Here is a 20,662-nt window from a genome sequence, read left to right on the forward strand (position 1 = left end):
GTCAAGCATTCCGATTCCGGGAAATCATGCTTGTCACGGAAAAAAGTAGGAAAAAGCTAAAAAATCTGACGAACTTAATACTAATAGTCTTTAGTTTAAAAAATTATCCCATCGAAGGTCCGGATGTTCTCTGATTCTAAACTTCAAAACACGATTTTTGCCCTGATTCTTTTTCTGATGATCGACTCGACTTTGGTGGCGGATTCGAATCGCTTGAACCGCGGGGAAATCGATCTTCCGCTGACCGTGGACGCCCCGGAAGACGGGACCGGCGATTCGGACAACACAAATAATTCCGACGGAAGCGCTTCCTCCGGTTTGAACGTAGACGATCCTCGAAATCTTTCGGAGGAATCGGACGGAGTTTCCTCCTATGAAAAACGCAAACGCAAAAATCTAACTCCGAAAGAAAGACAGGAAATCGACTACGACCTTTCCCTCAAAAAAGGGATTCTCACCGTCTTCCGCGCCGAAACCGAAAAACGATACAAAACCCTGGATCGGATCGCTCTGACTCATCCCATCCCCAGGGTGCGCGCCGCGGCCGTTTTGGCCTTGGGAAGAATGGGGAAAAGCGGAGTCAAAACCCTACACCGTGTGATCGAACGGGACGGAGAAGCGGTGAAACAAGCCGCCTATCGAGCGTTAGCCGACATCGGATCTCCTTTCTCTTTGGATTATTTTTTCCGCGGAATAAAATCCAACGATCCGGACATTCAATTTTCCTCATGGAAGGGAATGGGAAAAACGAACGACCCTTCCGCAAGGGACGCACTTCTCCGTCAGGGAATCCGTTCCACGAGAATCGAAATCGTAAAGGCTTCGCTTCTCGGTTTGGCGGCGTATCAGGTGAACGAAGACCTGAAACTGTTCAAAACGTATTTGGATTCGGAGGATCCCGATCTGCAAAAGACCGCGATCGAAGCGCTGGGAATCCACAAAACGAGGGCTTCTCTGCGTATCCTGGAACAAACTCTGGAAACCAAACCCGAATTGACCAGAAACATCATCGAGGCCATCGGACAAAACACCAGTCTTTACGGAACATATTCGTTTATTAGAATTTTGGAAAGTTCTCCTTCGGAGGAACTCGCCCAGAGAGTATTAGCGCAATTGTATATTCGAAAAGCGTTTTATCAGTTCGGAACCGTGAACGTGGAAGGAGGCTTTTCGCAGGAAAATCCCTATCCCACTTCGCGTAAGATCCGAAATCTTTCTTCCGGAGAAGTGGGAAAGATTCTGAAAAAGAGCGATCGCCGTTTCATCCAAAAAATCGGGGACAAATACGCCGAGGACCATTATTATCTTCTTCTTTTGGAATCCAAAAATCCCGAGAGTTATTATGAAACCCATCAGTCCTGGGTGTTCGGATCGTTTCTAAAACTCAGAACGATCGTCGCGCCGCCTAAGGAAAAAACGAAAAAAGGAAAACGGGAAAAGTTACGTAAAAAGCCGAACGGGTTTACACCGGCTTCGGATATGGAGGAAACCGACCCGGCCAATCCGGGAAGCGGCGAAACTCCGAACGAAAACGGTCCTCCGTTGGAAAACTAAAGGACCGATTCGAAGGGGACGTTTTTATTAAGCGAAGTGGGAAGAAATACGACCTTCCCTTGTTTTAGCGGTACTTTCGGAACCATCCAGCCGACCCCAGCGAACGCGGGAAGAATCGAACTTGAAACCCGCATCACTCCCGGAAAATCAAAACCGGTCGTCGCGATGATCTTGTTTCCTCGATAGCCGTCTTTGTGAATACGTCGGATCATCCAAAGTCCGGAAGTCTGCGTTTCCATCGTAATGTCGGTGACGATCGTATGAAATCGATTTTTATCGGCTGAATAGATTTCCCAACCCTGCGCCGCGTCGATCGCTCGAACGGTCTCGAATCCCTTTTGCTCGAACCAGATTTTCAGATTATTCGCGTAACGATCGTTGTCGTCCACGATCAACACGGCCTTTTTCATGGCAGAACTCCGTTGTTTGCGGTGAATTGATTATCCGAAAGTTTTCGGTATATTCCATTTTGCTCATAAAGGGAATTATGATCCCCTTCCTCGACGATTTTCCCGTTTTCTATCACGATGATTCTCGGGATATCCTTGATCGTGGAAAGACGGTGAGCGATTACGAACGTGGTACGATTGGCGTATAATCGACGTAAGGCGTCGCTTACGAGTCGCTCGGATTCCACGTCGAGGGCGGAAGTAGCCTCGTCCAAGATCATGATTTCCGGGTCGCGCAACAGAGCCCTCGCGATGACGAGCCTCTGCCTTTGTCCGCCCGAAAGATTGAGACCTCGAACTCCTAAAATGCTGTCGTATCCGTTATCCATCTTTTTGATGAAGTCGTGTGCGTGCGCCAATCTTGCGGCGCGGATCACGTCTTTACGCGTTGCACCCGGTTTTCCGTAGGCGATGTTGTCCGCGACGGAACCGTGAAACAAAAATATATCCTGCGTAACGATTCCGATCTTTTTGCGGAGATCGCCCAAACTGATATCGCGGACATCCACTCCGTCGAATTCTATGGAACCCGAACTGGGATCGAAAAAACGCGGTAGCAAATCCATCAACGTGGATTTACCGCAACCGCTCGCTCCTATGAGCGCGACGGTTTCGCCTTTTTTCACTTTGAGATTGATGTCCTTCAGGACGGCCGCGTTCGTCCCCGGATAGGAAAAGAAAAGATTTTTGAATTCGATGCTTTTGTGGAGAGGAGTCGCGGAAACCTTGCTCTCTTCGCTGTGGTCCTCCGTTTCCAGATCGATGATTTCGAAAATCCTTTTTCCGGAGGCGATCGCCTGTGTGATCTTTCCCACCATCTGGGAAAGTTGGGTAAGGGGACGAAGCAAAAACAAAAGCGTCAACAGAAAGGCCATAAACTCGCCTTGTGTGAATCTTCCGTTGTAGATCAGACTCGCCCCCGCCGCAAAAAAACCGAGGACCACGATCGAAGAGGTCAGCTCGACGAGCGACGGAGCGATCTGAAGATAAAACTGGCCTTTGAAGTTTCTCCGGTAAACGTTGTGGTTGATCTTACCGAATTTTTCCTGTTCGTAGGTTTCCGTGTTAAAGACGCGTATCACTTTGATTCCGGAAATCATCTCCTGAATGTTGGCGTTGAGATCCGCCATTTTTTCCTGCGAACGTACCGTCGATTTCGTGATCTTCCGGGTAAAAAGGGTTACCGGAAGAATGATGACGGGAACCGTGAGACACGCAACGAGAAGAAGTTCCGTATTCAAATATAATAATACCATTAAGTGCGTGATCACGTAGAAGAAGTTGATCGTCGCGTCGCGAAAATTGCTGGAAATGACCGCCGCGACCACTTCGACGTCGTTGATGATACGACTCATCATCAAACCGGTCTTTTCCTTAAAAAAATAAGTAAGCGGAAGAAGCTGATTTTTTTCGAACAACTCCTGACGGATATCGCGCACCGCCTTATAACCGGCCGTGGCGATGCAGAAAACGGATAAAAGATACGTGATCAACTTCAAAAGGTAAAGCGGCATAACGATGATACAGATCGCCCAAACGACTTCCTTCGGCTCTAGACCTTTGGTTCTGCCGTTGACCCATTGTTTTACGTCGATCAACACTAGTTTGGTCCTTTCGAGACCGTCCAGGGATTCGTCTCCGAACACCTTCTGTTTTAGGACGATCCTCTGTTCCGGCAACGTTAGTTGCAATTGAAACTGCGTCTTTTTGTCGTTTCCCAACGAGTCGAATAACGGGATAAAGGCGGTAAGGGAGATAGCGTTTAAAATCGCAGTTAACAAGGCAAAGACGATTCCCAGCGTGAATCGATACTTATACCGTACGGAATAGGACAAAAGCCTGAAAAAAAGTTTCATAACTCCTGAACGATGGAGGAAAAGTTTCGGATCAGATCCAAACCCGCGCCCGTCATGATGGACTCGGGATGAAATTGGACTCCGTAAAGATGTTTTTTGGTTTTATGTCTGACGCCCATGATCACTCCGTCCGGAGTTTTGGAAGCGACTTCCAATTCCGAGGGGATACTTTCCGGTTGAATCACGAGAGAATGATAACGAGTCGCCACAAAAGGAGAAGGAATACCGCGGTAGATGTCCTTTCCGTCGTGTTCGATCAGGGAAACCTTACCGTGCATGATCGAAGGAGCGGAGACGATCTTTCCTCCGTGAACGAGACCGATCGCCTGATGTCCGAGACAGACTCCGAAAATGGGAAGTTTGCCGCCGAGTTCCCGGATCACGTCCAGACAAACCCTTGAATCCTCGGGACGTCCGGGGCCCGGGGAAAGAATGATTCCTTTGGGATGAAGTTCGTTGATTTCGCTTAACGTAATTCTATCGTTCCTGAATACTTCGACCTGATTTCCGATCTGACAGAAATATTGGTAGAGATTGTATGTGAAAGAATCGTAATTATCGATGAGGAGAAGCATTTACTTCCATTCTCCTTTGAGTCCGTTTCTTGCGAATTCGACCGCCTTTAATAACGCCGCCATTTTGTTTTTGGTTTCTTCCAATTCCGATTCGGGAACGGAGTCGTAAACCACGCCTCCACCCGCCTGCAGGAACGCTTCATCGCCGTAGAACACGATGGTTCGAATGATGATCGCAAGATCGCTTTCTCCGGAAAAGGAGATATAACCCAAGGCGCCGGAATAGATGGCACGGCGGGTAGTTTCCAATTCGTCGATGATTTCCATCGCGCGGATTTTAGGAGCGCCGGAAACCGTTCCCGCGGGGAGAGTCGCTCGGATAAGATCGTAGACGGTTTTTTCCTCGTCGAGTTCCCCCGAACACTGACTTACGATGTGCATAACGTGGGAATATTTTTCGATCACTTTGAAGTCGTTCACCCGGACGCTTCCCGGTTTACAAACGCGTCCGAGATCGTTGCGTCCCAAATCCACGAGCATGATATGTTCCGCGATTTCTTTCGGATCCGAAAGAAGATTCTCTTCGAGGAATTTGTCCTCGCTGGAATTTTTTCCTCTCGGTCTCGTGCCCGCGATCGGCCTAAGATAGGTATGATTACCGGCGTATTTCACCATAATTTCGGGAGAACTGCCCACGATGGTGATTTCTCCGATACGTAGAAAATACATATAAGGACTCGGGTTCACCGTTCTCAAACCGCGATAGATTTGAAACGGAGAAACTTCGGGTTTAAACCTGACTTTCCTCGAAGGAACAACCTGAAAAATGTCTCCTGCTTTGATGTATTCCTTTGCACGTTCGACATTTTTCTTATATTCTTCATCTGGAATATTCGGATTTAATTGTAAAGGTCCGGAAACGGTTTTCGGATTCCGGATTCCGTCCGGTACGATTCCGTCGCGAATCTCGTTTTCGATCGCGTCGATCCTCCGGAGCGCCGCTTCATAACATTCCCTAAGAGAAGAATGAGAGGCCGTCCTTGCGTTGACTACGATTCTTAGGACGTGATCGATATGATCCACGACCAAAAGTTCGTCGTAGATCGCGAAATAACAATCCGGCGCGTTTTCGTCCTCCGGTTTCGTATCCGGAATGTTTTCGTAATAACGGACCGCGGAATAGGAAAGAAATCCCACCGCACCTCCCGCGAACGGAGGCAAACGATAGTCCTGCACAAAAACGTCGTCTCCCAAAAGATTCTCCAAAAGAACCAAAGGATCATAGGTGATGATTTCGGTCGGCGGTTCCGTTCCTTCGGAAATGTAAAAAAGACCGTTTCTGCCTTGCAGGATGCGATGTGGAGTTTTACCGAGAAAGGAATTTCTTCCGAGTTTTTCCCCTCCTTCCACACTTTCGAGAAGAAAGGAATGTTTTGCGGATTCGCAGCCCCATTTTGCGAAGAGGGAAACGGGAGTTTCCATATCCAGAAAAATCTGTTTGAAGACCGGGATCAAATTCCCCCGGTCCGCCAGTTTGGAAAACTCTTCGAATGTGAGCGAATGATCCTTCAGAGGTTCGGTCCCTCGATTCCCTTTCCGTCGGCAAGGAAACGAGAAACGATCATTCTTTGGATTTGAGAAGTTCCTTCGTAAATTTGGAAAATTTTAGCGTCACGCATAAGTTTTTCGACGGGATATTCCGAATTAAAACCGTACCCGCCGAGAACTTGAACCGCGTCCGTGCAAATTCTCATACACATGTCTGCGCAGAACATCTTAGCGATCGAGGCCTGATAGGTGTTGCGGAACCCGTTGTCGATCATCCAAGCGGCTTGGTAGCAGAGAAGCCTTCCGGCTTCGATATCACGGGCCATTTCCGCGATTAGAAACGAAATTCCTTGGTTGTCCATAATCGGACGTCCGAAGGTATGTCTCGTATTGGCATATTGAAGCGCGTGTTCCATAGCCGCGCGTGCGACTCCGACGGCTCCGATTGCGACTCCGGGGCGGGTATGATCGAAAGCTCCCATGGCGATCTTAAATCCTTCTCCCTCGCGACCCACCATTTGCCACGCGGGAACCTTTACGTCCTCGAAGGTGATCCCCCGTGTGTCGGAACACTTTTGTCCCATGTTGATTTCTTTTTTTCCGAGTGTGATTCCGGGAGTTTTTGCATCCACGATGAATCCGGTGATTCCTTTGTGCCCTGCCGCCGGATCCGTTTTGGTAAGAACGAAAAACCAATCCGCATAACCGGCGTTTGTGATCCACATTTTGGATCCGTTGATGATATATTCGTCTCCGACTCGTTTTGCGGAAGTGCGAATGGCAGCCACGTCCGAACCGGCGCCCGGCTCGGTCACCGCATAGGCGGCGAGTTTGAATTCTTCCGTCATCGGTTGGACGAATTCCTTTTTGATTTTGTCGCTGGCACCGATCAAAACCGGGGCCAAGGCGAGGTTATTGGCGAGGATCGCGGTGGCCATCCCGGAACATCCCCAAAACAACTCTTCTCCTATGATGACGTCATCGAGTTCGGCCATCCCTGCCCCGTTGAATTGCGGTTCGATATGGATGTTCATGAGCCCGATTTCCCAGGCTTTTTTTAAGATTGCGAGAGGATATTCTCCCGTATGGTCGTGATGCTCCGCTTTGGGACGAATTTCTTCTTTGGCGAATTTTCGGGCGAGTTCACGTAATTCTTTTTGTTCACTGGAAAGGGCAAATTCCATTTAATAGCACACCTTGATCGAAATTTGGCTCGTCCGATGGTCCCGGGCATCCCGCCTGAATCGCCGAAAAGCCGGATTGAGGGGAAGATCTCCGGTACGGCCTCGAAATCGGTGTTGGAACCTGGAATAAAGAGCTCTGTAATGCAGGATTCGAAGAGAATCCTTTACCGTCAAGAAGGTACGAAAGGGTCTATTGTGATTCGCGATAGGAGTCAGCCCGTAGACGCCTGGAATTTCAGGAAATTTCTCGGTTTTAGGGCCCGGGGTTTGGCGGTGGTGAGGTGCTGCGGTTTCGGTGGATGAATCTTCTTGTTTATCGCGACACGTGGGAACTCTCACGCGAACATCGCTGCCACCGAAGGAGCCGCAACCCGTGGGAACTCTCACACAAACATCGCTGCCACCGAAGGAGCCGCGACACGTGGGAACTCTCACACAAACATCGCTGCCACCGAAGGAGCCGCGACACGTGGGAACTCTCACACAAACATCGCTGCCACCGAAGGAGCCGCGACGCGTGGGAACTCTCACGCAAACATCGCTGCCACCGAAGGAGCCGGACACGTGGGAACTCTCACACAAACATCGCTACCACCGAAGGAGCCGGACACGTGGGAACTCTCACACAATTCCCCAAAAAATCCAAAAAGAACGCGGAGACAAAATCAATCCGGGAATACCAAAGGGTTCGAAATACGAAAGCGGAACTATGCTCCAACGAAAACCGAGTGCGACATACAAGGAAACGATCGCGGGCCCGGAACGTGCGATAAAAAGATAAAAAATACGGATGCGAAAAAACGACGGAAAAATCGGGCGTCGGAACTCCGTTTACGGAAGAGCCCCCCACCCAAAAAGAAGATAGTTTCGCAAAACTGAAGTTATACGAACGCGCGATTAGGAGAAATAAGTGCGATCGTAGTTACGACCATCGACCAATCGTAGAATCCCATCGGAAGATCGTAAAAAATTTCCCGATGCCCCGTCTCGATCTTATGAATCCTATGCGTGATAAAATTGAGAGCGGAGATGGACGCGATCCTGAAACCGATCCTTAACTTCGTCTCAACGGAAACGAGCGAAAATAAAAAAGAAAACCCGGACGATTCCGGGTTTTCTTCGATCAAAACAAATTCAACTTTTCTAATACATTAGTTTTCCGAATTTTAGACTTCCGGGTTCTCCAAAACCAGAGCGATGCCTTGTCCGCCGCCGATACAAAGGGAAGCGACACCGTATTTCGCCTTTCTTCTTCTGAGTTCGTACGCCAGAGTGATGGTAACACGTGCGCCGGAAGCCCCCAGAGGATGTCCGATGGCCACTGCACCTCCGTTTACGTTCGTGATGTCCGGATTGAGACCCAACTCTTTTTGAACCGCAAGGTACTGAGCGGCAAACGCCTCGTTCACTTCCACAAGACTCATATCGGAAAGTTTTAAACCCGCTTTTTTTAGGGCCGCGGGAATCGCGATCGCGGGACCGATTCCCATCTTCGCAGGATCGCAACCCGCATGACCGTAGCCGCGGACAATGGCGAGCGGTTTTTTACCGATCTTCTTCGCATAAGAAGCGGAGGTTACGATCGTAGCAGCCGCACCGTCGTTTAAACCGGAAGCATTTCCTGCGGTAACGGTCCCGCCGTCCCGAAACACAGCCTTTAAGGTTCCGAGTTTCTCCACACCCGCTGCTCCTTTGATGAATTCGTCCTTTTCCAAGGTGACCGGTTTTTTACCGGGAATGGTCACCGTAAACATCTCCTCTTTCAGGCGACCTTCGTTCGTGGCCTTTTCGGCGCGAGTTTGCGAAATCGCAGCCCATTCGTCCTGTTCCTGTCTGGAAATTTTATATTGATCGGCGAGGTTTTCCGCGGTCTGCCCCATGATCAAACCCACATACTGATCGGTAAGTCCCTGTTCCAGAGTGTCTTCAAATTCCGCAGAACCGTAACGAACTCCCCAACGCGCGTTTCGAACGACGTACGGCGCGTTGCTCATCGATTCCACGCCGCCCGCAAGAACCGCGTCCGCATCGCCGAGATAGATTTTTTTGACCGCTTGTATGATCGCTTCCATACCGGAACCACAAAGACGGTTGAGTGTCAAAGCGGGAACTCCCAGAGGAAGACCCGTTTTTAAACCGATATGACGCGCGAGATAAATCGCTTCCTTTCCCGTAGGAATTACGTTTCCGAAAATCGATTCTCCGATCGCGTCCGCGGAAACTCCGGTTTTCTCCAGAATCGCTTTGGAAGCCATAACCCCCAAATCGACCGCGCTTAGGTCCTTTAAGGTGCCTCCGAAATTACCGAACGGAGTTCTGATCCCGTCCAAAATGACCGCTTCTTCCATAATTACTCCTAATAACTTTAATATTCTAATATCTTAATTTTTGAATGTTCGTCCGAAACTCGCACATCGATCGATCAATCCGACGGGATCGCCTTCGGAAAAACGAGTTCGAACGGAACGGAATGAACTCCGGTCTGAAACATCCCGCCTTTGATCGCATCCGGAAAAACCGCCTCATCGCTCCAAATCTCCTGAATCGTCGCAATTCTTCCTTTACCCTTGCCGATAAATCTTGTCTTAAGATAACCTTCCGGAGATTTTTGCAGTAAAGTATAAGGAAGAAGTTTGGTGGAGACGGGAAAGGAAAAACCTTTCGTCAAAATCGAAACGCGAAAGAATTCCTTTCCTCCGCGAAACGCGGAAATTTTCGTAAGATTTCCTTCCTTGATCCAAATAAAATCCGCCTTTTCTTTGGGAATGGCCCAGTTGCGGATTCCCTCTTCCACCGATGTCTGACTGGAAACGAAAATACGCGTGATCCGTTTAAAGGAATCTCCTTTGTATTCGAAATTCCCGGGAATATAAAGAAGTTCGTAATAAGGACCGACGTCGCTCTTCTCGTAATTGACCAGCATCAGAGAACCCAAACCGCCTTTGTATTGTTTGGAATCCTCTTCGCTAAAAAAACCCATTTCTCGGTTGTAATCCTTTTTGGCCCAAAGAGGAAAAACAAAACCTTCCCCGTATAAATTCCAAGGAGCCGGAAACTGTCTCCCCTTTCCCGTTTGCGAAGAAGAGGGGGGCGATTTTTTTGAAGCGGACGAGGTTACGGACGAAGTTTTTTTTGGGCTTCCCGATTTTGCCGCGCGGCTCGAATGAGAAGCGGACTTGGATTTGGGAGTTCCTACGGATTTTTTTTTAACGGTCTTTTTTGCCTTCTTTGCTACCACAAATGTCACCTACAAAAATAGAAAAAAGCCCCGAAAACAGGCAAATCTATTCAGTTTCCTTTTTTCCTCCAAATCCTCAAAAAAAGGCTATTTTGGAAAGTAGGAATTGAATTCATTTTTGCTTTCCCGGACGAACTTGGATTTTTGCTTTCAGACCCGGAAGGGGTCGTATAAAGTTGGGATCACAGATGACCACTGCAGTACGACACAAAAGAAGATCCAGAAACAGTTTGAATCGGGAAAATATCGTTCAAGTTGCGATGGAGATCCTACAAGAAGAAGGGATCGACGGACTTTCCATGCGAAAGATCGCCGAAAAATTGGACTGCAGCGTCGCAAGTCCGTATTCTCATTTTAAGAGTCAGGAAGAAATCATTCAGGTTCTCATAGCCAAAGGGGAAACGGAATTGACGCAACTTCTGCGGAGCGCTCAAAAAAACGGAAACAACTCCTTTGAAAAACTTGCGGGGATTGCCCGCGCCTATTGGGAATTTTCGCTCAACAATAAGGAACTCCATAAGGTGATGTTCAACACCGTTCACGGGCATATGCACAGAAAGGTGTTTCCAAGTTTACCGACGAGTTATCGCGTATTTTTGGAGACGATCCGCAATGGATGTGCGAGCCGAGAATTCAAACTTCCGAAAGCCGAATATCCCGGGATCGCTCGGATGATGTGGGCCTGGATGTATGGATTGATGGTATTAGATTTAACGAATATGCTCAAACGCAGGCGTGGAGGAAAAGACGATCCTTTGGCCGAAGGATTTTCCTACTTCCGAAAGATCCTCTTGGGAGAATAACGAAAATCTTCCGACGAACTTGTCCGCAAACGGGAACCGTCGGTAGCCGGATCCGAGCTCGCTCTACGAGGAAATGCGGGAACTCCCGCGATAAAAAATATTCTCTCCCCGTACCGCCGGCCGGTTTTTTCCCACATCGGGGGAAACTGGGCGCGTCCCTCGCAATCTTTTTCGAGAAATACAAGACAAAATCGGAAACGCTCGGGTCAGGCTACTACGGGCTGCGCTTCGCTCCGGTCGTCTTTCGCGTCGATTTTCCGATTTTCCAAGATGGGAGGAAATCAGCGGAATCTCCCGGAATTACGACACGCTCAAGACGGACCAAGCCCTTCGTATCCTTCGCGCGGGAACTACCACGGTGAAAACCGAATAGGACAAAACGAACGCGGATCTTCGACCGACGATCGTTTAAACCTGCGTCGGAACGATCGTTTATTTACTCGATCGTTTAGTATTTAGCGAGAGAAGGATCGACTTCGTCCGAATACAGCAGGATTCCGCCTTCCACGTTATGCACTTTTGCGAAACCGGATTGTTTTAAAATTCCGCAGGCCATACCCGAACGAGCACCGGAACGACAATAAACGATCACTTCCTTTCCGGAATCTTTCCAGGGACCGAGTTCGGAAAGTCGGTTCGGAAGTTCTCCGACGGGAATCAAAAGATCGGTTCCTTGAATCGTGGAGATTTCCACCTCGTTCGGATTTCTTACGTCGAGAAGATAAAACGAATCCTTACCCGCGTCTCTCTGTTCCAATCTTGTCTTTAATTCTTTCGGGGTCATACGATGAAGTTCCTCAATTAAAAAAATAGAACGATTGTGTTTTCCGGTTTTTCCCCTGTGGTCGGAACTCCGGAATACCGCTACTTCCGGATTCGACGGAGGATCGGCTTTCCGTAAAAAATGCGGGAACTCCCGCCTACATCGTTTTAAACGGACCCGGTCAGTTCTTCCAATTCAAGCTGAAGGGATTCCCATTCCTGGGTCAACCGAGAGATTTCGTTTTTGGTCTCGTTAAAATTATCCAATTCCAATTGGTAACTTCTATTTTTAAAAAAACCGGGATCGGCCAAAACCTCTTCCAAATTTCTTTTGGACTTTTCCAAAAGTTCGATTTTCGCTTCGATCTGTTCCAGATCTTTCTGGATTTTTTTGATACGATTTTTATCCGCATTTTTTTTGGAACGGGTTTGAACCCCGTCTTCCTTTTTGGAGGAAAGAGAAGTTTGGGTTTTCGGAGCGGATTCCTGAAGGTTGTATTTCAAATAATCGGCGAAGGTGCAATTAAAATCCCGAATCTCGCCCTTGTCCACGGAAATCGTCCGATTGCATAAATCCTTTAAAAATTCCGGATCATGGGAAATGATCAAAAGAGAACCCTCATACTCCGTCAAAGCGCGGCGAAGATTATCCCGAACCACGAGGTCCAAGTGGTTGGTAGGTTCGTCCAAAAAAATGGAATTGGTTGGATAACGGACGAGAAGCGCCAAACGAAGACGGCTTTGTTCTCCACCGGAGAGAAGACCCGTCTGCTTATAGACCGCGTCGTCCGAAAACGAAAAATAACCGAGAAGACTGCGGGCCTGTTGTTCGGAAAGATCCGGATACGCGGACATCACCGTCTGCAGCATGTTTTTGGAAGGATCCAACTCTTCATGATGATTTTGGGAGAAATATCCGATTTTCGTCTTAGGTCCGTAATACAGTTTACCGGAAGTTAATTTATGAATTTCTAATAAACAACGGAGAAAGGTCGATTTTCCGGCCCCGTTCGGACCTACGATCGCGATTTTATCTCCGGCGGAAATTTCCAGATTGGCGCCGGAGAAAATAAACGGCGGTTTCCCGGAATACGAAAAGGCGCCGTCCTCGATTCGCGCGGTGATTTTACCGGAAGAAATAAAATTAAAACGATAATCGGATTTTGAATTCCAAAACGATTCTTCCGGAGCGTCCACCTTGTCCCGTTTTTCGAGTTTTTTGATCGCCGACTGAACCTGTCTCGCCTTGGTCGCTTTGGCGCGGAAACGTTCGATCCACTCCATTCTTTTTTGGAGATACGCTTCTTCCTTTTCGTACTGAGCCTGGAGTTTTTCCTGGAGTTCGTTTTTGTGTTCGAAATATTCCTCCAGAGTTCCTCGGAATTCGATGACACCGGAAGGGGAAAGTTCGGCGATCATATCGCAGGTGGCGTTGAGAAATTCCGGATCGTGTGTAACGAGAACGAACGATTGACCGGTGGAATTGAGATAATCCGCGAGCCATTGTTTGGAGGAATTGTCGAGGTGGTTGGTAGGTTCGTCTAACAACAATAAGTTGCCAGGATTCAAAAGTGTGATCGCAAGTCCCAGTCTGTGTTGGTAACCCGGTGAAAATTCCCGGACCTTCATCTCCATTTGTGCGTTGGAGAATCCCAAACCGCCCAAAATTTTACGCGCCTTGGATTCTAATTCGTGGACCCCGTATGTGAACGCGTATTCTTCCAAGGCGCTTTGTTCGTCCAAAACGGCTTCGAATTCCTTCGAATCGTGGGAAAAGGAATCGAACTTCCCGTTGATATCCTTAAGACGCTCCGAATATTCGCGATAATGTTTATGTTTTTCTAATGCAGTATCGATCACCGAAGATTCCGGATCGAAATCGGGAATCTGTTGAAAAACGGAAATCTCCGTATTTTTGGAACGGGAAACGCTACCGCTGTCGGGAACGAATTTTCCTTCGGCCATACGAAAGAGCGTTGACTTTCCCGAACCGTTCGGTCCGACCAGACAAACCCGGGACCCGGGTTTGATATGCCAGGAAAATCCGTTGAACAATACGGCCGAAGCGTATTGATGTTGTATGTCGATGAATTGAAGCAAGGATCGGAAATTATAGAGGGCTCAAAAACAGCGCCGCCGCACGAGCACAGATCCGAAACCGTCGGTGGACGACGGATCGGAGAAAAGGAATTATTTCTTACCTTTTGCCGCGAGTTCTTCCAATCTTGCATTGAGATGCAGAATGTATTTGCTGGAAGAGCCGTTCATTTTTTCTTTTGAATTTTGAATCGCGGCGTTGATTTCAGCCACGGTCATTTTGTTGATCTTTTTGTTTTTCTTTTCTTGAGTTTCTTCAGACATGGGTGTTCCGCCAAATAATCTTAAGCCAGATTTTTCAGATTCGGTTCTTTCGACAACCGATTTTAGCTTGGAATTTAGGATTTGAAAGAGTCAGGAATATTTCCCCGTTATTTCGATGAATTGTATGAGTTCCCACGCCGGAAATAACAAGAGGATTGGCAACGGTGGATCGATTCGACGAAACGTTGCTCGATGGAAATCGAGTATGAGTTCCTACACCGTTCGTGCATTCTGGATTCCCCAAGAACTGCTGCGGAGTATTCACGGGACCGGTTCTACCGAATTTGTGTGAGTTCCCACATCCGACCACCTCTCTTTTCCCACGGGATTACTACTGATTACTACTATACGAAACAACTCCCCCATCTAAAGAGACATAATCACATAGAAAATCACCTCAAAGCTCCGTTTCGAATCAAGGAGAAAACGGAAGAGAACTGGATGTAATTTTTGAATCCCTCCCCTCCCGTGTTTCCCGGTAACTCGTCTTCTTATCCGATAAGTGTGGGAACTCATACGCGGTCGAGGAATGCGCCGACCAAAGTATCCTTCCTACTCGTTAAGCGTGGGAACTCCCTCTTCGATGATCCCCGGAAGTTTTTCTCCTGCGGGAACTCTCACAAAGAATCATTGTTCAACCGAACCGATTTTTACAGAATCAACCGCAGGATTAAAATTTAGTATCTTTTCCCACTTCTCAAAACGAAAACGAACAGAACTGGACTCGAGAGAATGATTCAGAATTTTTTTTCAACCAAAGAATCCCTGTCCCCTTTGTTTCTTCGAATCGGTTTGTCGATCTGTATCTTTCCTCACGGAGCACAAAAAGCGCTCGGTTGGTTCGGCGGCGTGGGTTGGGAAGCGGCGATGGATTTTTTCGTAAACACAGCGGAGTTCCCGGCCTTTTTGGCGGTCCTTGCCATCGTTTCGGAATTTTTCGGCTCGATCGCTTTAGCGCTCGGTCTCTTCACCCGACTGGCCGCCTTCGGAATTACGTGCACACTCGCAGTAGCAGGTTGGACCCATCGAGAAATCGGCTTTTTTATGAACTGGTTTGGAAATCAAGGGGGAGAAGGATTCGAATATCATATCCTCGCGGTTTCGATGGGAATTTCACTCGTTCTTTTGGGAGGCGGCTCCTACTCTTTGGATTCGTGGATCTCCGATCGAATCGAATAAAGTTTATCATAAAACCGTAAAGTTACTACGACGTTTCGTAAAGTGTCAAAACCTTTAGAAGGTTGCCAAAAGGACAACGGCTCATTCCGCAAAACGAACGTTGCTTCTCAAAACGATCCGAATGTAGTGCGATTTCTACAGGGATAGAAACCCCGACATTCACCACTCAAATAAAAAAGCCGGATGAGTTTCCTCAACCGGCTTTCTCCGAACCAGGATTCGTTCTTTCGGGGAAGATTAGTATTTAATCTTATCCACCGCGTCTTCATCCAGGATATACGATCCTTTCAGAGTTTGAACCACCAGTTTTCCTTTTTTCTGAGATACGACCACACCGCGCAACTCTCTTCCGTCTTTCATGATGATATGTTCGATGCTCAGATCATACATCTTGCTCAACTCTTCTTCCGTTTTAGCGGTTTTCAGATTTTGAACGTCGGAAAGAAGTTCGCTATCAAGCGTGCCAAGATTCTTTCTCATATCCTTATATTCGGGAAGAGTAGAATTCATCTTTGCAAGGTCGATCGCTTCCACTTCTCCGTCTTTATTTACGGTTACCAGTTTACTCGCTTCGAGGATATAAACCTTCTTTGCGGAGTTGAGAGAAGTAACTTCGACGGCGCCTTCCGCCACGAAAACTACGGATTCCTCTTCGGAAGCGCTCACTTCAAACGAAGTTCCACGCACCGCAGCCACCGCAGAAGGAGTTTCTACGAAGTAGTTGCTTCCTTTTCTTTCTTTTTCTACGACGTTGAGCAATCTACCTGCGGCCAGATTCATGCGAATCTGAGATCCGTTGTTTTCTCTCAATTCTTTGAGAATCAATCTACTATTCTCTTTTACACGGATCACGCTGGAATCGGTCAAACCGATATCCACGGCTCCACCGGCTCCCGTAAGAATGACGTCCGCCTCATTCAAAAGATCACCTTGGTGTAATTTAATTTCCGTTTCTCGAATTACGGTCGCTTCCCCTTTTACAAAAACAACGGCGGCTTTCAGAGGAGTTCCTTGTGCGATTTCAGTCCCCGATTTCGGAGTTCTAAAAACGAACCAAGTGGTTCCTACGGTAAGGATCAAAGCGGCAGCAGCCGCAAGCCAACCGGTTTTCGGAAAAGAAAGAATTTTAGTTTCTGTCGGAACACTCATAATTTTTTCCTCCACGATAAAGCGGGGCTTTTGTCCGATCCAATTTGGATCGAACGCCGGGAGTTGAGATACAGAGTCCTTTGCTTTAAGGAGCCGCGCGTATCCTTCAAATTCGGGAGTATTTAGTTTATTTTCCATAGTCGTTCTTTCCCGGGTCTGCGATTCAATCCATCGTTCCCGCTTCCTGTTTGTTAAACAAACTAAAAGGGTGTGTTTGAGCTTTTTTTTTCATTTTAGAAATTTTTTTCCACCGATGATTTGAATTCTTAAGAATTTTAAAATATAATAGGAGAGGAATTAAGTCTTTATATGTAATTCCCTGGCTGAAATCCACGCTTTTTCCCTTCTTGAGCCAAGGCTTTTTCCGCTCTTTCGATCAACCTGGAAACCCCGGAGATACTCATTCCGAGAATTTTGGAAATTTCTTCCAACTTCAGATCCTGTTGGTAACGCAAAAGTAAGGCCTCCCGATATTCCGGAGAGATCGCCTCCAAAAGCTGGTCCATAGTATTCTTTACATCCGACTGGTCCATCTTCTCCATAACGGACGATTCCGGACTCGGAGATTTGGAGGCGAAGTTATTTCCCGTATCTTCTCCCACCAATGAGACGTTTCTTTGATAATAAGATTTAGCGTGATTGATAATTAAATTCCTAGCGATCCGAAATAAAATCATTCTACAAGACGTCGGATCGGGAATTTCCTTCGTTTCGTAATAACGAAAAAAGTTCAAAAAGGAATCGTGAAGAATGTCTTGTGCCGAATTTTCATCGTAGAACGATTTTTTTATATAATGAAACAAATCATCTTTGTTATGATTATAGAGAGCTTCTAACTCGGATGTGCGTGCCACGGTAATATAAGATCTTGGATTACTGCTTGTTTTTTCAAGCAAAAAGATAATTTCTTGCAGAAAAGATAACGAAGAAGATTTGATGATTATAAGCTGGAATTATAGTTCTATGTCTCGAATATCTAAAATTATACGATTCTTAGGTGCATTTTTCATTTTAGCGTTCCTTTTCCCTGTGACAGCAAGCACTGTGATTCTAAAAAACGGAAAAACGCTTCAGGGGAAAATCGTAAACCAAAGCAGAACCGAAGTACAAATAGAAGTAAACGGTAAAGTACAGGTAATTCCTAAATCCGAAATTTCCGAAATCAATTTAAAAGACCCGAAGAAAGACGATTCTAAAAAGATCGTTACCAAACAACCCGAAACTAAAACCGAAGAAACTTCTCCGGCTTGGAAAGAAACAAAATGGACGTTGACCGCTCGTTCCGCTCTTCTTCCCGGCTGGGGTCAGTGGAGAATGGGTCAAAAAAAATGGGCTGTGATTAGTTTTGCGCTCTTCGCAGGCTCTGCATTGTATGCAATCAACAGTAAACAAAAAGCGGATGCGGAAGAAGCTAACTATAAATCGAATTCCGTCGCCATTACTGTGGCTGCATTTTCGGATCCTACCTTAAATCCGGTCACTTCCGATTCCACAGTACGTGACACTGCGTTGATCGCACGGTTGATCATCACGACCACGGCTACCAATCCGTATTTCGAAAGTTATAACCAAGCCATCCAACAGTACAACCAAGCTCAATGGTTGTTCGGCGCCGTCTACGGTTTGCAGTTGATTCATACGTTTCTTTTTGCGAGAAATTTCGAAAAAATGCAGGCATTGATGTCGGACCCGAATCCGGAGGGATTGCGGTTCAGTGCTTCCATGGTCAAAAGTCCCACAACGGGAATGACGGAAATCACTCCGACTGCGGTTTATACCTTTAAATTCTAATACTAAAATTATTGACGAACGCAAAAGAACGACGCCGGAGTGCTACACAATTGTGTTCCTGCGGCAAGAGCGGTGCTATTTACGGAGTTCGCGTTTCCGTAGGTTCCATTGCCGGAACCATAGGTCCAAGAGCCGAACGTAGCGATACAAGAGGTCCCGGAGGAAAGCCAATCCGAGGCGATTCCCGTCCAAACCTTCGTTGAAGAACCGTCCATTGAGTTATCCATAGTCAAAGAAGAAAAATCGAACGCAGGAACGTTCGGATGTGTACGGAAGATCAAAGTCGTTCCATCCGCTCTGTAATAACGTGTGTCGGATCGAAGAACCCAATTCGTCGTAGAAGTACATCCGGGTGTGGAAAGCATGTTACAATTGGAAACCAGAGTGGCCTGTCTCGTATAAACTACGGAGGACACGGTCGTACTTCCCGAAATCATCGCTTTGTATTCTTTGGGATCGCCGGGTAAAGAAGCCGGCTTCTCCGCTTCACAACCTTGATCGGCATTTTGAAATCCGTTAAAATTCCCCGTGTAAAAAGAACCCGTTACGAACGTGCACTTATCCGCTTCATTTACCGTAAATGTAAAACGGAACACTTCTCCATCGGAGGAACGAGTCGCCTTTAAGGTCATCGTATCCTCCAGACAATTATCGTCGATCGGTTGTAGAGTGATCGTAGCAGTCGTGTTTGAGGAAGAAAACGTCGCGTTTGTAGGACTTACTCCCGGATTTCCCGGAGAGGGATTTTCCCAGGCAAAGGAAAACGTTTCGGATCCGGAAGGTGCCGCCGTCAACGCAAACGTAACAGGAATCGAATCCCCTTCGTTCAACGTGGACGGAATCAAGGTCGCATCAAACGGCGCAGAAGCGGTATTTAAAATTGACGGAACTACGTTCCAAAGCAAGCCGTTCCCCTTACTCGCATCCAGACTGATCCGTTCCGCACGATTGCAACCGTTCCCCAAACTCAAAAGTAATCCGGAAAGAACGGAGAAAGAGAAAATAGAGCGTATAAATACTTTCCGCAAATCCATAACTGATCAGAAAGTATTGTATCATAGATCCGAAAAGGTGAAATTTATAATTAAGGATTTTTTTTATATTCTTCGGTTGTTTTCGCTTTTTTGATTGGATTTGCGTTTCGGCCGGACCCGCGGGGCTTTTTGTTTTTATCTCAAAGTTTTGCGGGAACTCCCTCGATTCCCGCGATAAAAATTCAAAATCACATACGAACACAAAGAATCCGATTCAATTCCTCACAGGCCTCGTAATAGGATCCAATGGCGGAGCCGTTGACCTCCCCTGTTTCACCGAAATACCCGAAACCGCTGCTAGGAGCTCCTACAGTATAATCGGAACAAGTGAAGGCGGTAACCGGTTCGAAGTTGGAATTCAAACCGGTCCAAAAATCCAACGCGGACGTATCGCTCGTATGATTGAAACTTGAATTCAGAGGAAACGCAAAAATCCCGCTCCCTGCTCCGATCGAATTGCTCACCCCGGTCGCAATCCATTCCCCCTCCGGTGCGGAAGTCGAATAGGAAAAATAACGAACCCCGATCTTGATCGGCCAATCGTTTTCGGGGATTCCTCCCGTAGTCGTAGGATTTCTTACACCGCTGATCGCCAAAAGAGCCTTATATTCGGAAGGTTCTCCCGGCAAAGCGGGAGGTTTTTCGTTCCGGCAACGGAGATCGGCTCCGCTGATTCCCCCTAAATTCCCCGAAAACCCGGGTCCTTGCACATCGGGAAGAGCGTTACTCGCCAAAAAGATACACCGATCGATCTCTTGAATTCGAAATTCCACATTAAAAATTTTCGAATCGGAAACCCTCCTTGCTTGGAGGGACATGGTGTCTTCCAGACAATCTTCGTCGATCGGTATCACGGATAAATTCGCCGTTCGATTCAAAATCGTATAACTGTGATTTGTCGGGGATAAGGACGAAGCGCCGGAATGATCCGACCAGGAGAACTCGTATTCTTCCGCAGAGGAACCTGGATTTTTGATGGTCAGCGAGATCGTCGCGGATTGCCCTTCCCACAAACTGTCGGGAAGCAGAGTCAAATCGAAAGGATTATCCTCCACATTTATAAAAACGGGTGCGAAGTTGAGAAACATCCCCGCCCCACCTTTCGAAGCATCCATTTCTATTTTTTCGGCTTTGCTGCAAAACAAAAGAAAGAAACACCACGCGAAGACATATGATCTGATTTTCATTCGAGGAAAGGAACCTTTTTCTCCTTTCTGCGTTTCGGCTAACGTAGGTAAA

Annotated in this window: 19 protein-coding genes; 4 read left to right on the plus strand and 15 right to left on the minus strand. The window is 47.3% G+C overall.

Annotated elements, in window-relative coordinates; translation table 11 throughout:
* The first annotated feature begins 123 nt into the window (after window positions 1-123).
* On the plus strand, window positions 124-1,554 hold the full coding sequence (locus tag EHQ17_RS11465; protein WP_135590255.1) for a HEAT repeat domain-containing protein: 1,431 nt from the start codon (window positions 124-126) through the stop codon (window positions 1,552-1,554).
* On the opposite strand, the gene EHQ17_RS11470 is transcribed toward EHQ17_RS11465, so the two are convergent.
* The 8 genes from EHQ17_RS11470 to EHQ17_RS11505 all read right to left on the minus strand — a co-directional run bounded on the left by EHQ17_RS11470 (window position 1,551) and on the right by EHQ17_RS11505 (window position 10,344).
* On the minus strand, window positions 1,551-1,964 hold the full coding sequence (locus EHQ17_RS11470) for a response regulator (protein WP_135590256.1): 414 nt from the start codon (window positions 1,962-1,964) through the stop codon (window positions 1,551-1,553). The genes EHQ17_RS11465 and EHQ17_RS11470 overlap by 4 nt on opposite strands.
* Window positions 1,961-3,859 carry an ABC transporter ATP-binding protein gene (locus tag EHQ17_RS11475; protein WP_135736183.1) on the minus strand — a complete coding sequence of 633 codons (1,899 nt, stop codon included), beginning with the start codon at window positions 3,857-3,859 and terminating at the stop codon, window positions 1,961-1,963. The genes EHQ17_RS11470 and EHQ17_RS11475 overlap by 4 nt, the downstream gene beginning before the upstream one ends.
* Complete coding sequence (locus EHQ17_RS11480; protein ID WP_135590258.1) at window positions 3,856-4,434, minus strand: anthranilate synthase component II; 579 nt, start codon at window positions 4,432-4,434, stop codon at window positions 3,856-3,858. The genes EHQ17_RS11475 and EHQ17_RS11480 overlap by 4 nt, the downstream gene beginning before the upstream one ends.
* Window positions 4,435-5,856, minus strand: coding sequence for an anthranilate synthase component I (gene trpE, locus EHQ17_RS11485; RefSeq protein ID WP_135590291.1), 1,422 nt, complete (start codon window positions 5,854-5,856; stop codon window positions 4,435-4,437). It lies immediately after the preceding gene.
* Between the two features lie 86 nt (window positions 5,857-5,942).
* Window positions 5,943-7,106, minus strand: coding sequence for an acyl-CoA dehydrogenase family protein (locus tag EHQ17_RS11490; protein WP_135590259.1), 1,164 nt, complete (start codon window positions 7,104-7,106; stop codon window positions 5,943-5,945).
* 881 nt (window positions 7,107-7,987) lie between these two features.
* Complete coding sequence (locus tag EHQ17_RS11495; protein ID WP_135590260.1) at window positions 7,988-8,233, minus strand: hypothetical protein; 246 nt, start codon at window positions 8,231-8,233, stop codon at window positions 7,988-7,990.
* A gap of 39 nt (window positions 8,234-8,272) precedes the next feature.
* Window positions 8,273-9,454, minus strand: a complete 1,182-nt coding sequence (locus tag EHQ17_RS11500; RefSeq protein ID WP_135590261.1) for an acetyl-CoA C-acetyltransferase — start codon at window positions 9,452-9,454, stop codon at window positions 8,273-8,275.
* A gap of 74 nt (window positions 9,455-9,528) precedes the next feature.
* Window positions 9,529-10,344: an acetoacetate decarboxylase family protein gene (locus EHQ17_RS11505; protein WP_135590262.1), complete on the minus strand. Its 816-nt coding sequence runs from the start codon at window positions 10,342-10,344 to the stop codon at window positions 9,529-9,531.
* A gap of 188 nt (window positions 10,345-10,532) precedes the next feature.
* On the opposite strand from EHQ17_RS11505, the gene EHQ17_RS11510 reads away from it, so the two are divergent.
* Entirely contained in the window at window positions 10,533-11,147 is a 615-nt protein-coding gene (locus EHQ17_RS11510; protein ID WP_135590263.1) for a TetR/AcrR family transcriptional regulator, read from the plus strand.
* A gap of 448 nt (window positions 11,148-11,595) precedes the next feature.
* On the opposite strand, the gene EHQ17_RS11515 is transcribed toward EHQ17_RS11510, so the two are convergent.
* The 3 genes from EHQ17_RS11515 to EHQ17_RS11525 all read right to left on the minus strand — a co-directional run bounded on the left by EHQ17_RS11515 (window position 11,596) and on the right by EHQ17_RS11525 (window position 14,270).
* A complete protein-coding gene (locus EHQ17_RS11515) occupies window positions 11,596-11,931 on the minus strand; it encodes a rhodanese-like domain-containing protein (RefSeq protein WP_135590264.1) in 336 nt (111 codons plus the stop codon).
* Between the two features lie 146 nt (window positions 11,932-12,077).
* Window positions 12,078-14,009, minus strand: coding sequence for an ABC-F family ATP-binding cassette domain-containing protein (locus EHQ17_RS11520; protein WP_135590265.1), 1,932 nt, complete (start codon window positions 14,007-14,009; stop codon window positions 12,078-12,080).
* A gap of 90 nt (window positions 14,010-14,099) precedes the next feature.
* Window positions 14,100-14,270, minus strand: coding sequence for a hypothetical protein (locus EHQ17_RS11525; RefSeq protein WP_135590266.1), 171 nt, complete (start codon window positions 14,268-14,270; stop codon window positions 14,100-14,102).
* Between the two features lie 732 nt (window positions 14,271-15,002).
* On the opposite strand from EHQ17_RS11525, the gene EHQ17_RS11530 reads away from it, so the two are divergent.
* A complete protein-coding gene (locus EHQ17_RS11530) occupies window positions 15,003-15,449 on the plus strand; it encodes a DoxX family protein (RefSeq protein ID WP_135590267.1) in 447 nt (148 codons plus the stop codon).
* A 237-nt stretch (window positions 15,450-15,686) separates the two neighbouring features.
* Here the strand turns inward: EHQ17_RS11530 and EHQ17_RS11535 are convergent, their stop codons facing one another.
* Window positions 15,687-16,736, minus strand: coding sequence for a FecR family protein (locus tag EHQ17_RS11535; protein ID WP_135590268.1), 1,050 nt, complete (start codon window positions 16,734-16,736; stop codon window positions 15,687-15,689).
* Window positions 16,737-16,903: 167 nt separating this feature from the next.
* Window positions 16,904-17,452: an RNA polymerase sigma factor gene (locus tag EHQ17_RS11540; RefSeq protein ID WP_135590269.1), complete on the minus strand. Its 549-nt coding sequence runs from the start codon at window positions 17,450-17,452 to the stop codon at window positions 16,904-16,906.
* Window positions 17,453-17,561: 109 nt separating this feature from the next.
* Between EHQ17_RS11540 and EHQ17_RS11545 the strand changes: the two genes are divergently transcribed.
* Window positions 17,562-18,389 carry an LA_0442/LA_0875 N-terminal domain-containing protein gene (locus EHQ17_RS11545; protein WP_210412876.1) on the plus strand — a complete coding sequence of 276 codons (828 nt, stop codon included), beginning with the start codon at window positions 17,562-17,564 and terminating at the stop codon, window positions 18,387-18,389.
* Between the two features lie 8 nt (window positions 18,390-18,397).
* Here the strand turns inward: EHQ17_RS11545 and EHQ17_RS11550 are convergent, their stop codons facing one another.
* Together EHQ17_RS11550 and EHQ17_RS11555 are read right to left on the minus strand one after the other, a co-directional pair.
* The gene (locus tag EHQ17_RS11550) at window positions 18,398-19,360 is read right to left on the minus strand and encodes a DUF1554 domain-containing protein (RefSeq protein WP_167881139.1); all 963 of its coding nucleotides are present in this window, start codon (window positions 19,358-19,360) and stop codon (window positions 18,398-18,400) included.
* Between the two features lie 251 nt (window positions 19,361-19,611).
* Window positions 19,612-20,610 carry a DUF1554 domain-containing protein gene (locus EHQ17_RS11555; RefSeq protein ID WP_135590272.1) on the minus strand — a complete coding sequence of 333 codons (999 nt, stop codon included), beginning with the start codon at window positions 20,608-20,610 and terminating at the stop codon, window positions 19,612-19,614.
* Between the last annotated feature and the right edge of the window lie 52 nt (window positions 20,611-20,662).

It is taken from the genome of Leptospira gomenensis (assembly GCF_004770155.1).
GTDB lineage: Bacteria > Spirochaetota > Leptospiria > Leptospirales > Leptospiraceae > Leptospira > Leptospira gomenensis.

Bases quoted from the DNA above. Each gene is read 5' to 3' on its own strand.
- EHQ17_RS11465 (WP_135590255.1), top strand. From the start codon at position 124: ATGTTCTCTGATTCTAAACTTCAAAACACGATTTTTGCCCTGATTCTT.
- EHQ17_RS11525 (WP_135590266.1), bottom strand. From the start codon at position 14,270: ATGTCTGAAGAAACTCAAGAAAAGAAAAACAAAAAGATCAACAAAATG.
- EHQ17_RS11475 (WP_135736183.1), bottom strand. From the start codon at position 3,859: ATGAAACTTTTTTTCAGGCTTTTGTCCTATTCCGTACGGTATAAGTAT.
- EHQ17_RS11555 (WP_135590272.1), bottom strand. From the start codon at position 20,610: ATGAAAATCAGATCATATGTCTTCGCGTGGTGTTTCTTTCTTTTGTTT.
- trpE (WP_135590291.1), bottom strand. From the start codon at position 5,856: ATGGAAACTCCCGTTTCCCTCTTCGCAAAATGGGGCTGCGAATCCGCA.
- EHQ17_RS11480 (WP_135590258.1), bottom strand. From the start codon at position 4,434: ATGCTTCTCCTCATCGATAATTACGATTCTTTCACATACAATCTCTAC.
- EHQ17_RS11545 (WP_210412876.1), top strand. From the start codon at position 17,562: ATGTCTCGAATATCTAAAATTATACGATTCTTAGGTGCATTTTTCATT.
- EHQ17_RS11470 (WP_135590256.1), bottom strand. From the start codon at position 1,964: ATGAAAAAGGCCGTGTTGATCGTGGACGACAACGATCGTTACGCGAAT.
- EHQ17_RS11535 (WP_135590268.1), bottom strand. From the start codon at position 16,736: ATGGAAAATAAACTAAATACTCCCGAATTTGAAGGATACGCGCGGCTC.
- EHQ17_RS11530 (WP_135590267.1), top strand. From the start codon at position 15,003: ATGATTCAGAATTTTTTTTCAACCAAAGAATCCCTGTCCCCTTTGTTT.
- EHQ17_RS11510 (WP_135590263.1), top strand. From the start codon at position 10,533: ATGACCACTGCAGTACGACACAAAAGAAGATCCAGAAACAGTTTGAAT.
- EHQ17_RS11490 (WP_135590259.1), bottom strand. From the start codon at position 7,106: ATGGAATTTGCCCTTTCCAGTGAACAAAAAGAATTACGTGAACTCGCC.
- EHQ17_RS11500 (WP_135590261.1), bottom strand. From the start codon at position 9,454: ATGGAAGAAGCGGTCATTTTGGACGGGATCAGAACTCCGTTCGGTAAT.
- EHQ17_RS11515 (WP_135590264.1), bottom strand. From the start codon at position 11,931: ATGACCCCGAAAGAATTAAAGACAAGATTGGAACAGAGAGACGCGGGT.